This is a genomic window from Rhizobium sp. RU35A, from assembly GCF_900156005.1.
Lineage (GTDB): Bacteria > Pseudomonadota > Alphaproteobacteria > Rhizobiales > Rhizobiaceae > Neorhizobium > Neorhizobium straminoryzae.
Window position 1 is genome coordinate 143791 of sequence record NZ_FTMR01000001.1, and the last position, 15093, is coordinate 158883.

Annotated in this window: 17 protein-coding genes; 13 read left to right on the top strand and 4 right to left on the bottom strand. The window is 63.6% G+C overall.

Annotated features, from left to right (window positions below; translation table 11 throughout):
- Positions 1–69 precede the first annotated feature (69 nt).
- Entirely contained in the window at positions 70–663 is a 594-nt protein-coding gene (locus F3H95_RS00860) for an NUDIX domain-containing protein (RefSeq protein WP_149744612.1), read from the bottom strand.
- On the bottom strand, positions 660–2798 hold the full coding sequence (locus F3H95_RS00865) for a molybdopterin oxidoreductase family protein (protein ID WP_149744613.1): 2139 nt from the start codon (positions 2796–2798) through the stop codon (positions 660–662). The genes F3H95_RS00860 and F3H95_RS00865 overlap by 4 nt, the downstream gene beginning before the upstream one ends.
- A gap of 86 nt (positions 2799–2884) precedes the next feature.
- On the opposite strand from F3H95_RS00865, the gene F3H95_RS00870 reads away from it, so the two are divergent.
- From F3H95_RS00870 to F3H95_RS00885, 4 genes are all read left to right on the top strand, one after another.
- Positions 2885–3751, top strand: a complete 867-nt coding sequence (locus F3H95_RS00870; RefSeq protein ID WP_143125552.1) for a 23S rRNA (adenine(2030)-N(6))-methyltransferase RlmJ — start codon at positions 2885–2887, stop codon at positions 3749–3751.
- Positions 3752–3835: 84 nt separating this feature from the next.
- Entirely contained in the window at positions 3836–4489 is a 654-nt protein-coding gene (locus F3H95_RS00875) for a ribonuclease (protein WP_348530037.1), read from the top strand.
- A 22-nt stretch (positions 4490–4511) separates the two neighbouring features.
- Positions 4512–5108 (top strand): glutathione S-transferase, encoded by a 597-nt coding sequence (locus tag F3H95_RS00880; protein WP_149744614.1) that lies wholly within the window; start codon positions 4512–4514, stop codon positions 5106–5108.
- A 419-nt stretch (positions 5109–5527) separates the two neighbouring features.
- Positions 5528–6121 carry a glutathione S-transferase family protein gene (locus F3H95_RS00885; RefSeq protein ID WP_143125554.1) on the top strand — a complete coding sequence of 198 codons (594 nt, stop codon included), beginning with the start codon at positions 5528–5530 and terminating at the stop codon, positions 6119–6121.
- A 189-nt stretch (positions 6122–6310) separates the two neighbouring features.
- Here the strand turns inward: F3H95_RS00885 and F3H95_RS00890 are convergent, their stop codons facing one another.
- Positions 6311–6949 carry an outer membrane protein gene (locus F3H95_RS00890; protein WP_143125555.1) on the bottom strand — a complete coding sequence of 213 codons (639 nt, stop codon included), beginning with the start codon at positions 6947–6949 and terminating at the stop codon, positions 6311–6313.
- 366 nt (positions 6950–7315) lie between these two features.
- On the opposite strand from F3H95_RS00890, the gene F3H95_RS00895 reads away from it, so the two are divergent.
- The 6 genes from F3H95_RS00895 (at position 7316) to F3H95_RS00920 (ending at position 12154) form a co-directional block, all read left to right on the top strand.
- Positions 7316–8077 (top strand): SDR family oxidoreductase, encoded by a 762-nt coding sequence (locus F3H95_RS00895; RefSeq protein ID WP_149744615.1) that lies wholly within the window; start codon positions 7316–7318, stop codon positions 8075–8077.
- On the top strand, positions 8074–10110 hold the full coding sequence (gene uvrC, locus F3H95_RS00900; protein ID WP_149744616.1) for an excinuclease ABC subunit UvrC: 2037 nt from the start codon (positions 8074–8076) through the stop codon (positions 10108–10110). Before F3H95_RS00895 ends, uvrC begins: the two co-directional genes overlap by 4 nt.
- Positions 10111–10204: 94 nt before the next feature.
- The gene (pgsA, locus tag F3H95_RS00905; protein ID WP_143125558.1) at positions 10205–10792 is read left to right on the top strand and encodes a CDP-diacylglycerol--glycerol-3-phosphate 3-phosphatidyltransferase; all 588 of its coding nucleotides are present in this window, start codon (positions 10205–10207) and stop codon (positions 10790–10792) included.
- Positions 10789–11046, top strand: a complete 258-nt coding sequence (gene moaD, locus F3H95_RS00910; RefSeq protein WP_143125559.1) for a molybdopterin converting factor subunit 1 — start codon at positions 10789–10791, stop codon at positions 11044–11046. The genes pgsA and moaD overlap by 4 nt, the downstream gene beginning before the upstream one ends.
- 76 nt (positions 11047–11122) lie before the next feature.
- Positions 11123–11587 carry a molybdenum cofactor biosynthesis protein MoaE gene (locus F3H95_RS00915; protein WP_149744617.1) on the top strand — a complete coding sequence of 155 codons (465 nt, stop codon included), beginning with the start codon at positions 11123–11125 and terminating at the stop codon, positions 11585–11587.
- Positions 11588–11617: 30 nt separating this feature from the next.
- Positions 11618–12154, top strand: coding sequence for a GNAT family N-acetyltransferase (locus F3H95_RS00920; RefSeq protein ID WP_149744618.1), 537 nt, complete (start codon positions 11618–11620; stop codon positions 12152–12154).
- On the opposite strand, the gene F3H95_RS00925 is transcribed toward F3H95_RS00920, so the two are convergent.
- A complete protein-coding gene (locus tag F3H95_RS00925; protein ID WP_149744619.1) occupies positions 12126–13022 on the bottom strand; it encodes a branched-chain amino acid ABC transporter permease in 897 nt (298 codons plus the stop codon). The genes F3H95_RS00920 and F3H95_RS00925 overlap by 29 nt on opposite strands.
- A 71-nt stretch (positions 13023–13093) precedes the next feature.
- Between F3H95_RS00925 and F3H95_RS00930 the strand changes: the two genes are divergently transcribed.
- The 3 genes from F3H95_RS00930 (at position 13094) to F3H95_RS00940 (ending at position 15088) form a co-directional block, all read left to right on the top strand.
- Positions 13094–13642 carry a CGNR zinc finger domain-containing protein gene (locus F3H95_RS00930; protein WP_149744620.1) on the top strand — a complete coding sequence of 183 codons (549 nt, stop codon included), beginning with the start codon at positions 13094–13096 and terminating at the stop codon, positions 13640–13642.
- On the top strand, positions 13639–14139 hold the full coding sequence (locus F3H95_RS00935; protein ID WP_149744621.1) for a hypothetical protein: 501 nt from the start codon (positions 13639–13641) through the stop codon (positions 14137–14139). The genes F3H95_RS00930 and F3H95_RS00935 overlap by 4 nt, the downstream gene beginning before the upstream one ends.
- Positions 14140–14203: 64 nt before the next feature.
- Positions 14204–15088: a dihydrodipicolinate synthase family protein gene (locus tag F3H95_RS00940; protein ID WP_149744622.1), complete on the top strand. Its 885-nt coding sequence runs from the start codon at positions 14204–14206 to the stop codon at positions 15086–15088.
- The last annotated feature ends 5 nt before the right edge of the window (positions 15089–15093 follow it).

Here is a 15093-nt window from a genome sequence, read left to right on the forward strand (position 1 = left end):
AGAGCTTTCGCCGTTTTCAAGGAACGGCGGCGGCCGAAGGGTCGGTCCCTGATCCGGTTGACGGTTATCTTAATGCAGGCAGGCGCGGTTCAGCTGTGCCCATTGCAGCAGCATGATCGTCTTGCCGTCGGCGATCTCGCCGGTCTCGATCATAGCAAGCGCGCTTGCCAGCGGCACTTCCAGAACCTCGATATCCTCGTTCTCTTCGTCCAGTCCGCCGCCTTCGGTCACGCGGTCGCTGGTATCGATGATCGCCGCGAAGAAGTGCACGACCTCGGTGACGGCGCCCGGCGACATGAAGCACTTGAACAGGAAACGGACATCGCGCACCTGATAGCCGGTCTCCTCGATCGCCTCGCGGCGGATCGCCTCTTCCGGATGCTCGCCATCCAGCAGGCCGGCCGGCGTCTCGATCAGCCAGCCGGAATAGCCGTTGAGATAGGCGGGGATACGGAACTGCCGCACCAGCACCACCACGTCGCGGGCCGGATCGTAGAGCAGGATGGTCGCGCCATTGCCGCGATCATAGACCTCGCGGTCCAGCCGATGGGTGACGCCATTGGCGCCGGTATAATCGAACGTGACCTTGTGGAGATGATACCAGTTGTCGGAGAGAAGCTTCTTCTCGACGATGTGGATCGTCGCGTCCTTGCTGCGGCTCATGCCTCGTCCTTCGTCAGCCAGACCCGGTTGTCATGCACGGCCGCCCCGCCATAGGGAGCGACCGGATCGGCACCGGTCAGCACGTTGATGCCCTCGCCGTCGAGATGCGCCTTGTTCGGCCACAGGCCCTCGGCAATCAGCACGCCGCGCCGGGCGCCGGGCATGATTTTCGCGTGAATGCGAAGCGCGCCGCGACGGTTGCCGATGCGCACCACAGCGCCATCGACAATGCCAAGCGCCTGCGCATCGTCGGGATGGATCATCACCTCCGGCCGCCCCTCCTTCTCGCGCGAGGTCTTCGTCTCGGCAAAGGTGGAGTTCAGGAAGTTGCGGGCCGGCGAGGTCGCGAGCCGGAAGGGATGCTCGGCATCCGCCAGTTCGATCACATCCACCTGGTCGGGGAAAACCGGAAATTCGGCATGGGGCCCGAGCGGACCGATGCTCTCCGGCGTCTTGTTGGGCGACGGGCCGTTCGACCAGTCCGGCCGGAAGCGGAATTTCCCATCCGGATAGCCAAAGCCGTTCAGGTAATGCGCATCCTCAAAGGCGGGCTGACAGTCGATCCATTTGTCGACGGAGAGCTGGTCATAGCCCGGCAGGCCGTTCGGCAGCAGCATGCGATCAATGTGTTCACGCTCCGACAGACCGAAACCCGGATAGTGAGCGACGCCGAGGCGCTTTGCCAGTTCCTCGATGACGAAGAGATTGGTGCGTACCGTCTCCGGCGGCTCGACCAGCTTCGGCCCGAGCAGGATGTGGTTCTGCCCGCCGGCCCGGTAGAGATCGTCATGCTCCACGAACATGGTGGCGGGCAGCACGATATCGGCCATCTCGGCCGTCTCGGTCATGAAGTGCTCGTGCACGGCAACAAACAGGTCGCTGCGGGCAAAGCCCTGCCGCACCAGACGCTGCTCGGGCGCGATGTTCATCGGATTGGTGTTCTGGATCAGAAGCGCCGTCACCGGGCCGCCCTGCCGCAGCGCCACCGGATCGCCCGTCAGAACGCGGCCGATCTGCGACTGGTCGAGCATGCGGATCGACGGATCGAGATAGCCGGTGCCCATCAGTTCGCGCTTGTCGAGCCGGAAGATCTCGCCATTATTATGGAAGGCACCGCCGCCTTCATACTGCCATGACCCCAGGACGGTGGCGATGGAGAGCGCGGCATGCATGGACATGGTGCCGTTGCGCTGGCGGGTAAACCCGTAGCCCAGACGGAAGAAGGTCTTTTTCGTCGTGCCGACGAGGCGCGCGAAGGTCTCGATCTCCTCGACCGGGAGGCCGGTGATGGCAGAGGCCCATTCCGGCGTCCTGGTCTTGAGATGCGCTTCGAGACCGGCGGGATCGTCGGCAAACGTGTCCATGTAGGCGCGGTCGGCATACCCGTCGCGGAAGGCGATGTGCATGATCGCGCAGGCAAGCGCCGCATCGGTGCCGGGCTTCAGGATGACCTTGATATCGGCCTGCTTCATCGTCGGGCTGTCGTAGATATCGACGACGACGATCCTGGCGCCGCGCTCCTTGCGCGCCTTCACCGCATGGGTCATCACGTTGACCTGGGTGGCAACCGGATTGGTGCCCCAGATGACGATGCAATCGGATTTTGCCATCTCGCGCGGATCGGGACCGCGCAGCGCGCCGGTGCCGAGCACATAGCCCGTCCAGGCCATGTTGGTGCAAATCGAGCCGAAGAAGCCGGAATAGCGCTTGGCATGGCGCAGCCGCTCGATGGAATCGCGCTGCACCTGGCCCATCGTCCCGGCATAGAAATAGGGCCAGATCGCCTCGCTGCCATGGGCGGCTTCCGCCTTCACCAAGGCGTTGGCAATCTCATCGAGGGCGGCCTCCCAGGAGATCTCCTGCCAGACACCCTCCCCTTTGGCGCCCTTGCGGCGCTTCGGCGTGAGAAGCCGGTCCGGATGGTAGAGCCGCTCGGCATAGCGCGCCACCTTGGCGCAGATGACACCCGCGGTATAGCTGTTGGCATTGGCGCCCCGCACGCGGCCGACACGCCCCTCGGCGGTCAGATCGACCTCGAGCGCGCAGGCAGACGGACAGTCATGGGGGCAGACGGTGGCCTTCACCGCGGACGCGGTGGCGGTGTTTTTCGCAGAGATCGGGGTCGCAACGTTCATGCCTTTCCTATAGGACAAGCAGACCGTCGCAGAAAGCCGCTTTTGCGATGCATCAAATCTATTCAAGAGAGCCAGAAGGCCCCGTCATGAACTATCGGCACATCTACCATGCCGGCAATTTCGCCGATGTCCTGAAACACGCCGTCCTCTGCCTGCTGATCCGCTACATGCAGAAGAAGGACAAGGCGTTTCGGGTGCTGGACACCCATGCCGGCATCGGCCTCTACGACCTTTCCTCAGAGGAGGCGCAGAAGACCGGCGAATGGCGCGATGGCATCGGCCGGCTGATGGAGGCCGAGCTGGAGCCGCAGGCCGCCGAGATCCTGGCCCCGTATCTGGATGCCGTGCGGGAGCTGAATCCGAAGGGCGCGATCACCCGCTATCCGGGCTCGCCGAAGCTGGCCCGCATGCTGTTTCGCCCGCAGGACCGGCTGGCGGCGATGGAACTGCATCCGGACGATTACCTGCGCCTTGCCCGGCTGTTCGAAGGCGACTTTCAGGTGCGCGTGACCGAACTCGACGGCTGGCTGTCGCTCGGCGCCCATCTGCCGCCCAAGGAAAAGCGCGGCATCGTGCTGGTCGATCCGCCCTTCGAGATCGAGGGCGAATACGAGCGGCTGGCGAAGGGGCTCGGCACCGCCTGGCGACGCTTTCCGGGCGGCACCTATTGCCTGTGGTATCCGCTGAAGAAGGGGGCGCCGATCAAGGCGTTTCACGAGGCGCTGCAGGCGCTCGAGATTCCGAAGATGCTGTGCACCGAACTTTCGGTGAAGAGCGATCGCGATGCGACCGGGCTTTCCGGTTCCGGCCTGATCGTTGTCAATCCGCCCTTCACGCTGAAGGACGAGCTGCACCGCGTTCTGCCCGTGCTGAAGGACATTCTGGCGCAGGATCGCTTCGCCTCCTCCCGCACCTTCTGGCTGCGCGGCGAGGAAAAGCCCGAGGAGATCTGAGCCTTTGTCCGCATCCCGCCCACGACGGACTTGACCGGGCCGAGCGGCCTGAGACATGGTCGCATGCGAGATGAGGAGGCTTCGATGATGATCCGCCGTTTCCTTTGCTGCCTGACGACAGCCATTCTGATGCTGGCCGCCCTGCCCGCGGCAGCGGACGATACCGCCGCCCGCTTCGATTTCTACGTGCTGTCGCTGTCCTGGTCGCCCACCTACTGCGCCTCGCCGAAAGGCAAGGACAGCAAGGAACAGTGCGGTCCGGAGAAAAAGTTCGCCTTCATCGTGCATGGCCTCTGGCCGCAGAACGAAAACGACTATCCGCAATCCTGCGCGACGACGGAGCCACGCCGGGTGCCGGAGACGCTGGGGCGCGCCTATTTCGACATCATGCCCTCGATGGGCCTGATCGGCCATGAATGGCGCAAGCACGGCAGTTGTTCCGGCCTCGGCCAGAAGGCCTATTTCGACAAGACCCGCGCGGCCTTCGAGAAAATCCGCCTGCCGGCCGACATCGTCACCGCAACCACCGCACAGACCTTCACCGCCGACCAGATCGAACAGAGTTTCATCCGCGACAATCCCGGGCTCGGCGCCTCCTCCATCGCCGTGAGCTGCGAGCGCAACCAGCTGGAAGAGGTGCGCATCTGCATGTCCAAGGATCTTGCCTTCCGCCCCTGCGCCGAGGTGGACCGCAAGGGCTGCTCACTCAACCGCATCACCGTGCCGCCGGCACGCTGACCCTCCCGACAGGACCCTGACAATGAAACTTCTCTATTCACCCGCCTCCCCCTATTCGGCCAAGTGCCGCATGGCCGCACGCCATCTCGGCATCGCGGTCGAGGAAGTGCGCACCGATACCGGCGCCGAGCCTGCCGAACTGGTCGACAACAATCCGCTCGGCAAGATCCCGGTCCTGATCCGAGAAGGTGACGCCCCGATCTATGACAGCGTGGCCATCATGCATTTCCTGGACAGGGAATCGGATGGCGCGCTCTATCCGAAGAAGCCGGAGAAGCGTACCGATGCGGAAGTGCTGGAAGCGCTCTGCGACGGCATCACCGACTGCCTGCTCGCCATCATTTACGAGCGCCGCTTCCGTCCGGAGGAGAAGATTCACCAGGACTGGATCGACAAGCAGTGGAAGAAGGTCGTGCGCGGTCTCGACCATCTGGAAAAGAACCTGCCGAAGACGGAAAAGAAACTGCATGGCGGTCATTTCGCGCTGGCAGCCCTGATCGGTTACCTTGACCTGCGCTTTGCCGGCCAGTGGGCCGAAGGACGCCCCAACCTCACCGCCTGGCCGGAGAAATTTTCCGCGCTTTTTCCCGATCACGCCAGCATGAAGCCGGCCGCCTGAAGAAGCGCCGGCCCCGACGCTCCTGACATCGACCACCTCGTTCATCTACAACCGGAAGGCAGCCATAGCGGCTGCCTTTTTTGCTTTCTGCGGACCTTGCAGATCCGCGCCAGCAGGCGCAACGCATCGCAGCGAAGGTGGCATTGCACAATGCAAAAACCCCGCAAAAGCCCGGAATATGTATTGCTGCAACCGCGAAGGGATCGCAGTCAAACATATCCGGGATCACGATATGCACTTATTCGGCAAAACAGCATCTAGACTCGATTTTTCACAAACAATTCTCCATCCACCAGAGTCTAGAATGCGAAATGGATCAATACGAGATAATCTATCTGTGAATATTAAGAATCTATTAGCGACAAAGTTTGATTTGCATTATATCGGAAGGCGGAGGAAATATTGGATAGGATTGTGTTGTGCGTCTACTCTATTCGCCTGCTTCGCCCTACTCGGCGAAATGCCGGATGGCTGCTCGCCACCTTGGAATCAACCTTGAGGAGGTCAACGCGACAGACGGAAAGGAGCCACCGGAACTGGCCGGCTGCAACCCTCTGGGCAAAATTCCTATGCTGATCCGCAGCGGGGAAGTGCCGCTGTGCGACAGCGTCGCCATCATGCATTACTTCGACCGCCTCTCGCAGGGGCGGCTTTACCCGAAGCGCCTGGAGAAGCGCGCCGAGGCCGAAATGCTGGAAGCGCTCTGCGACGGCATTACCGACAGCCTGCTCTGCATCACCTATGAACGCCGGCTGCGGCCGGAGGAGAAGGTGTACCAGCCCTGGATTGATCGCCATTGGGTGAAGGTGGCGCGCGGCCTCGACTATCTGGAAAATCACGTGCCAAAGACCGAGAAGAAGCTGAACGGCGGTCATTTCGCGCTGGCGGCCCTGATCGGCTACCTGCATCTGCGCTACGCCGGGCGCTGGTCCGTCGGCCGCCCCAGGCTTGCCGCCTGGCCACGCCAGTTCTCTGCCCTGTTCCACGAGCAGAAGATGAAGACGGCCGCGTGATCCTTGTTCCGCGGAAGCTGGGGGCTGGCGACGCCCGGCGAGAACAGCGGGTGGCGGCACGGAGGCGAAGCGCCCGGCTTATCCGCACCAGGAGGGACTGCACGCGGACACGCCTCACGTCACACGGCAATACAACGCAAAAAGGGCCGGAGGTGTCCCCCCGGCCCTTCTCGATCCGCTGGAGACGGATCAGAACTTTACGCCGATACCGACCTTGACCGACTGGTCGTCGAAGCCGCGCGAAACATTCGTGCCGCCGAGGTTGTAGTTCTTGTCGTTGTAGTCGGTGTAGCGGTATTCGAGGCGAGCCGTGATGTTGGAGGTCACGAAAGCTTCGACACCGGCGCCAACCGTGTAGCCGACCGAGGTCTTGCTGTCAGAACCGGCGGCGCTCGAAACTTCGTGGTTGCCAACAGCCAGACCAGCCGTGCCGTAGATCATGAAGGGGTTCAGGTCGTAACCGACGCGGCCGCGGACCGAGCCGTTCAGCTTTTCTTCGGTGGTAACGCCGTTTGCGGAGCCCTTCTGGTCGTTGTAGCCGAGGTCGGCTTCAGCACCGTAAACGATCTGGCCGCTCTGCCAGTTGTAACCGCCGTAGATGCCACCACCCCAGCCATCAGCGCTCGGCTTGGTGGAGTCACCCTTGACCTTGCCCCAGTCATAGGCGCCGTTACCGCCGAGGTAGAAACCAGACCAGGTCGCAGCCGGTGCCGGCGCATCGTAAGCAGCCGGAGCCTGCGGAACCTGCGTGACGGCGTCGGCGGCCTGTGCCGAAACGGCGATGAGGCTGGCGGCGGAAACCATCAGGGACGCTACGAGAGTACGCATACTTTATCTCCTTTTCAATGCGGGCCGGGAGGCGCTGTTCTCTCAGGCGACAACGCCATCGCTCCCTGCTCGTTGAGTTGGAATTTGGTGGCCAATTGAGGAATTGAAAGTACCGAATTGTGAATTGATTGTGGCACAGACATGGCTGAATCTGGATGTTGCTTGCCCGCAACATGGAATTTATTAACCCTAACGAAAGGTTAATTGACGATAAACTTCGATTTTATTTGTCACGGTCGCGTGAATACAACGTAATAATACTGCAACAAAAAGAACAACATCCAAGCAATCCGCGGCCTTGATCCGGGCGTAAAGCACTTGCATCTCAGAATGACCCCGAAGCAGGCCGACAGGACAAGATCATCCATGACTTCTTCCCCTACCGTACTTGTAACCGGCGCCGCGCGCCGCATGGGCAAGGCGATCTGCGAAGATCTGGCCCGCAACGGCTATGGCGTTGCCATCCACGCCGACCGCTCGATCGAGGAGGCGCAATCGGTGGCCGCGAGTCTGCGGGCCGAGGGTCACCGAGTCGTGGCCGTTCAGGCAAACCTTCTCGATGCGTCCGCAGCAGATGCGCTCATCGATCTGGCCGCGGCTCAACTCGGCCCCCTTACCGGCCTCGTCAACAGCGCATCGATCTTCCAGAAGGATACGGCCGAAACCTTCGATGCCGAGACCTTCGACCGCCATTTCGCCATCCATGTGCGGGCACCCTCCATTCTCTCCGCGGCCCTGCTGCGTCAGCTGCCGGCCGATCGCGAGGGCCTGATCGTCAACATCATCGACCAGCGCGTCTGGAAGCTCACGCCGCACTTCTATTCCTATACCCTCTCCAAGGCGGCGCTTTGGACCGCCACGCAGACGCTGGCGCAGGCCTATGCGCCGCGCGTCCGGGTCAATGCGATCGGCCCCGGCCCCTCCTTCAAGAGCGAGCGTCAGGCCCAGGCGGATTTTGACAAGCAGGTGGCCGGCGTGCCGCTGAAGCGCGGCCCCGCCCCTTGCGAATTCGGCCGCACGATCCGATTTCTTTTTGACACTCCATCCATCACGGGCCAAATGATCGCTCTGGATGGAGGCCAGCACCTGGCCTGGGAAACGCCTGATGTGGCGGAGATTGTTGAATGAATGGAACGAAACTGCCTGACGGCGGCGTTCTTTATGACGAATCGGACGACGATGACGACGACATCCTCCCCCCGGAGGGCGATGTCGCGCGCGCGGTAGCCGGCATCGAATGGAATCACGGCCTCGCCAATGAAAGCGGGCTGACGGGCGCCGAGCTGATCGCCGAATTCGTCAAGCATCTGCCCAATGCTCCCGGCGTCTACCGCATGTTCAACGCGGCCGGCGACGTGCTCTATGTCGGCAAGGCGCGCAGCCTGAAGAAGCGCGTGACCAATTATGCGCAGGGACGCGTCCATTCCAACCGCCTGTCGAAGATGGTGCGCGAGACGGCGCAGATGGAATTCGTCACCACGCGGACGGAAACCGAGGCGCTGCTGCTGGAAGCCAACCTCATCAAGCGCCTGCGCCCGCGCTACAACGTGCTGCTGCGCGACGACAAGAGCTTTCCCTATATCATGATCACCGGCGATCACCGGGCGCCGGCGATCTACAAGCACCGGGGTGCGCGTGCCCGCAAGGGAGACTATTTCGGCCCCTTCGCCTCGGCAAGCGCGGTCGGCCGCACGATCAACTCGCTGCAGCGCGCCTTCCTGCTGCGCACCTGCACCGACAGCGTGTTCGAGGCTCGCACCCGCCCCTGCCTGCTCTACCAGATCAAGCGCTGTTCCGGCCCCTGCACGCACGAGGTCTCCGACGCGGATTATGCGGGGCTGGTCGACGAGGCCAAGGATTTTCTCTCCGGCCGCAGCCAGAACGTCAAGGAAGCGATCGCCCGGCAGATGGCGGAAGCCTCGGAAGATCTCGATTTCGAGCGCGCCGCGGTCTATCGCGACCGGCTGGCGGCGCTCTCCCACGTGCAGAGCCACCAGGGCATCAACCCCGCCGGTGTCGAGGAGGCGGATGTTTTCGCCATCCACCACGAAGGCGGGCTTACCTGCATCCAGGTCTTCTTCTTCCGGGCCGGCCAGAACTGGGGCAACCAGGCCTATTTCCCGAAGGCCGACCCGCAGCTTTCCGGCGCAGAGGTGCTGAACGCCTTCCTCGCGCAGTTCTATGACGACAAGCCTGTGCCCAGGCAGATCCTGCTGTCGGAAACCGTCGAGGAACAGGACCTGCTGTCCCAGGCGCTGACGGAAAAGGCCGCGCACAAGGTGGCGATCCTGGTGCCGCAGCGGGGCGAAAAGCGCGATCTGGTCGACCATGTTCTCGCCAATGCCCGCGAGGCGCATGGCCGCAAGCTGGCGGAAACCGCCTCGCAGGAACGGCTGCTGAAGGGCTTTGCCGAAACCTTCGGCCTCGCTTATGTGCCGCGCCGCATCGAGATCTACGACAACTCGCACATCATGGGCACCAATGCGGTGGGCGGCATGGTGGTGGCAGGGCCCGAAGGCTTCGTGAAGGGCCAGTACCGCAAGTTCAACATCAAATCGACCGACATCACCCCCGGCGACGATTTTGGCATGATGCGCGAGGTGATGACCCGCCGCTTCACGCGCCTGCTGAAGGAAGAGGGCCTGCCGGACCGCACGGCGCAGCCTGCGGCCGAAGAAGCCGTCGATGCAGGTTTCCCCGCCTGGCCCGACGTGATCCTGATCGACGGCGGCCAGGGACAGATGACGGCGGTGCGCGCCATTCTGGACGAGCTTGGCATCCGCGAGGTGGTGACCGCCATCGGCGTCGCCAAGGGTGTCGACCGCGATGCGGGGCGCGAGCGCTTCTTTGCCGATGGCCGCAGCGATTTCTCGCTCCCCCCGCGCGACCCCGTGCTCTATTTCATCCAGCGCCTGCGCGACGAAGCGCACCGTTTCGCCATCGGTTCACACCGGGCGCGGCGCAAGAAGGAGATGGTGAAGAACCCGCTGGACGAGATTTCCGGCATCGGCCCCAGCCGCAAGCGGGCCCTGCTGCAACACTTCGGCACCGCCAAGGCCGTGTCGCGTGCCGGCATCAACGACCTGATGGCCGTGGAGGGCATTTCCGAGGCGGTCGCCAAACAGATCTACAACCATTTTCACGAAAGCCGCGCGCCGTGATCGTCGCTACTGGGCGAATTCCGCCAGAATTGCAGTTGACGCTTGGCCTTCGAAGCATCAACTAAGGGCCCAGCAAGCAGGTAGCAGGTTCGTCATGGCATCGCGCGCATACAACATTCCCAACCTCCTGACCTATGCGCGCATCGTGGCCGTGCCGGTCGTCGTCGCGTGCTTTTTCGTGGAAGGCCGGCTGCAGAGTTCCGACGTGGCGCGCTGGACGGCGCTCGGCATCTTCGTCATTGCCTCGATCACCGATTACCTCGACGGCTATCTCGCCCGCATCTGGAACCAGACCTCCAATATCGGCCGCATGCTCGATCCGATCGCCGACAAGCTGCTGGTGGCCTCCGTGCTGCTGCTGATGGCCGCAGACGGCACGATTGCCGGCTGGTCGCTCTGGGCCGCCATCACCATTCTGTGCCGCGAGATTCTCGTATCGGGCCTTCGCGAATATCTGGCCGGCCTCAAGGTGGCGGTGCCGGTCACCCGTATCGCCAAATGGAAGACGGCAATCCAGATGGTGTCGATCGCCTTCCTGCTGGCGGGCCCCGCCGGCGACAAGTTCGGCCTTCACACGACCACGCTTGGCATTACCCTGCTGTGGCTTGCGGCCATCCTGACGATCTATACCGGCTATGACTACTTCAAGGCCGGCCTCAAGCATGTGGTGGACGAAGAATGAAGGTGAAGCTCGTCTATTTCGCCTGGGTGCGCGAGCGCATCGACAAGCCGGAAGAGGACCTCGACCTGCCGGACAGCGTCGTGACGGCCGGCGATCTGCTGCAGCACCTGAAGACACTCGGTGACGGCTATGAAGCGGCCCTGCAATATCCGGAGGTGATCCGGGTTGCTGTCAATCAGGAGCATGTCGATCACGACGAACCGATTGCCGGCGCCCGTGAAATCGGCATTTTTCCGCCGATGACGGGCGGCTGAAACCGGGAACAGCCCCTCTGCCCTGCCGGGCATCGCACGAAACGGCTTAGGTGCCGGACAAGGTGAGGCATTCGACATGACGACACCCACCATCCGCGTCCAGCGCGAAAATTTCGACCTCCAGACGGAAATTGACCGGCTGACGGCCGGGCGGGCGGATATCGGCGCGGTCGTCACCTTTACCGGCCTCTGCCGCGATGAAGGCGGCAGCCTGACGGCGCTGGAGCTGGAGCATTATCCCGGCATGGCGGAGGCCGAAATGCGCCGCATCGGCGAGGAGGCGGTTTCGCGCTTCTCCCTGCTCGGCCTCACCGCCGTGCACCGCTATGGAAAGATCGCGCCGGGCGAGACCATCGTGATGGTGGTGGCCTCGGCCCCGCACCGGCAGGCGGCCTTCGACGGCGCCAGCTTCGTGATGGATTTTCTGAAGACCGCCGCTCCCTTCTGGAAGAAGGAGCACCTGCAGGATGGCTCCGCCGGCGGCTGGGTCTCGGCCAAGGATGCCGACGATCGGGCGCGGGACAAGTGGATCACGCGCTGACCGTTTGATGACAGATGGGAAGCAACGGGCATGATGGATACACTTTTCACCGCCCGATGTGTTCTTCGATCGCCCACGGAAGGTGACGAGGACGGCCTCATAGCGCTGGCGACCGATCCTGCCGTGCGACAGTTTCTAGGCGGCCCCCGTGACGCGATGGTCGCCAAGGCGTCTGCGGACGCCCTGATCCTGGGGCAAACGCCGATTCCGGCATGGGCCGTTCGGCTGCGCAAACGAGAGGAGGCCGGCTGCATAGGGCTTATCACCCTGGCTCCCAATCACGATGAGGCCACCCGCGAACTGTCCTATCAGTTTATTCCGGAATATTGGGGGATGGGTCTTGCATATGAATGCACGCAGGCCGTGCTGCGCCACGCGTTCGAAATCCTGAACCTGCCCCGCCTCGTCAGCGAGACACAGGCGGCGAACCAAGCCTCGCGGCGCCTTCTCGAACGGGTCGGCATGCACGAATTCCGAAGCATTGAGCGTTTCGGCGCAACCCAGGTCATCTACGGCATCGTCAATCCGCAGGTGGCGATCACACCAGAACCCTTTCCCGTCGACTGATCACCAGCAGCGCCACCAGGGCGCCAAGCATGACCGTATCACGCCAGGCAACCGGGCCATAGCCGCTCCACAGCGTTTCGCCGAAACCGAACAGGGCGGCGCCCGCGGCCGCACGCAGGGGATGGCTGTGGCCACCGGCCGCCGCGATCAGCACGATCTTCAGCCCGAAGAGGATGCCGGCGCCGAAATCCATGGTGCCATAATGGGCGGTGGCGAGCAGCCCGGCGAGCGCCGCAAACAGCGCAGCCAGCCCATAGGCACCGGCAAAGATACGGGCAGCCTGCACCCCGCAGAGTTCGGCGGCCAGCGGATCGTCGCAGACAGCGCGCCAGTGTCGCCCCCAGCGGCTTGCCGCGAGAAACCATCCGCCGCCCGCGACCAGCAGCAGCAGAACAAGGCTGTTCAGCGCCTGCAAGAGCGTCAGACTTGCCGTGCCCTCCTCTCCGCGCCAGAGACGGAGCGGCGTATTGAGAAAGGGCGGCAGCCAGAGTTCGCGCGTGCCGGAGGCGAGCCGTGCCGCTTCCATCAGGACCAGCAGCAGGCCGAGCGAGGCAACGGTGAGCGCGTTCGGCGAGACGCGGGCCAGTGGCGCGACCACCTGCCGGCCGATGACCACACCGCCGCCCGCCACCAGCGTCACGGCCGCAAGGGCCCCCAGCGAGAGCGCTGCCGGAAAGGTGAGGAACAGAACATTCCAGCCGGTATGGGCGACCAGCAGGAACAGGTGGCCGGCGGCGGCAAACAGCGCGCCATAGGTGATGTCCGCCCGCTTGGTGACGGCAAAGGCAGTCGCGTAGCCGAAGGCGAGCGCCGCATAGAGGCTGGCGATCGGCACGGCATTCAAAAGCTGTTGCAGGGCGTAGAGCATGGCGCGATTCAGCCGGAATGGGTGCTGAGAATTATAACTGGTAAACGCAATTTTACCAGTTATATTGAGGCATGAGCTTTTCCTGGACCCCTCACCGTTTCGCCGGCGGCGCATTGGCGCTCGATGTCGCCAACAGCGTGATCCTGCGCTTCGACCCCGCCCGCAGCATCGACCGTTTTGCGGACCCCGCACAGTTCGACGCCTTCCCGCAGGCGGCAATGGAATTTTCCGCCGAGCGCGCGCTGTTCGGGCCGTTGAAGCCGGTGCGCACGGAGGCACGACACGCCTTTCTGACCTTTCGCGAGGCAATCGACCGGCATTTCCGCGCCGAGGCCGAGGGAGGATCCACCGACCAGACGCTGGCCGATCTTCTGGAACAGGGCGCCTGCCTGCTGCGGCTGTCCTGCGACGCGGATGGTCTGGAGGGGCAGACAGTGCGCTCGGCGCTCAGGCTGCTCGCCTTGCCGGAGCCGGACCGCCTGAAGATCTGCGGCCATTGCGGCTGGCTATTTCTCGACCGCAGCAAGAACAGGAGCCGCTTCTGGTGCGACATGGCCGTGTGCGGCAACCGCGCCAAGGCCGCCCGCCATTACCGACGCAGGAAAGGGGAACAGGAATGAGAAGAAAGATCACCATGGCTGCGCTCGGCCTGCTGGCGCTTGCCGGCTGCCAGCGGGAGGTGGAGAAGCTGGCGGAATTTTCCGGCCACATCTTCGTGTTCAACTATCGCCTCTCCAAGGCGAATTACGTCGTGACGCTACGGCCGACCGCCGCTCTGCCGGACGGCGGCATGGCGATTGCCCGCTTCGAGAACCCGCGCGGCGGCGCCCCCCTGGTGACGGAAGCAAAGCTTTATCCGAAGATGGAAAAGATCGTGCTGGAAAGCCCCAACCTGCAATGCGTGCGCGAGGGGCGTTCCTATGACGTGAAGATCGATCTGGCCGATGCCCACGGCAAGGTATTGCAGCAGCTGGAAACCAGGGTTCTCGCCACCATCGACCAGAGCATCCTGCCGGCCAATTCCATCGTCGTCGGCCCGGCCTATGACATGAACCCGAAGGTGTTCAAGCCCGGCGGCAACATCGACCTGACGCCGGTGCAGGATTGCCCGGCCTGAGCCGCCTTCACCTCGCGCGGCGCCGGTGCTACCACAGGCATCATCAGCCAGACGAGGGTGCAGCATGTTCCGTGGTCTTTCCGCCTTTCCGCCCACGCCGACCGATGCGGACGGCATCGTGCAGCCGGACGCCCTGTCGCGTCTGGTCGATCGTCTCGCGACCGCCGGCGTCGATTCCATCGGCCTGCTCGGCAGCACCGGTGGCTATGCCTATCTGTCGCGTCAAGAGCGGCGCCGCGCCGTCGAGATCGCGGTTAAGACGCTCGCCGGCCGCACGCCGCTGATCGTCGGGGTCGGGGCGCTGCGCACCGATGAGGCCGTGGCGCTCGCCGGAGATGCGGCCAAGGCCGGCGCCAACGGCCTGCTGCTGGCCCCCGTTTCCTACACGCCGCTGACGGAGGACGAGGTGTTTGCCCATTTTGCCGCGGTGGCCGGTGCGACGGATCTGCCGCTGGTCATCTACAACAATCCCGGCACCACGAAATTCACCTTCAGCCCGGACCTGATCGTGCGGCTCTCCGCCATTCCGCAGATTGCGACGGTGAAAATGCCGCTGCCGGTCGATGCCAGTTTCGAGGCGGAAATGGCCGCGCTCCGCGCCCGCCTGCCGCAGGGCTTTGCCATCGGCTATAGCGGTGACTGGGGGGCGGCAGAGGCGCTGCTGTCCGGCGCCGATGCCTGGTACAGCGTGGTCGCCGGCCTTCTGCCAGCCCAGGCCCTGGCGCTGACCCGCGCCGCCCAGGCCGGCGATGCCGCCGAAGCGCACCGTCTGAACCAGGCCTTCGACCCGCTCTGGACCCTGTTCAAGCAATTCGGCAGTTTTCGCGTGATGTATGCCATCGCCGCGACGCTCGACCTGTTCCACGCCGCCCCGCACCGCCCGGTGCTGCCGATCCCGGACGAGGCCCTGCCGCGCGTAGCCGCGGCGCTGGAGGGGCTGCAGGACTGAGAGAG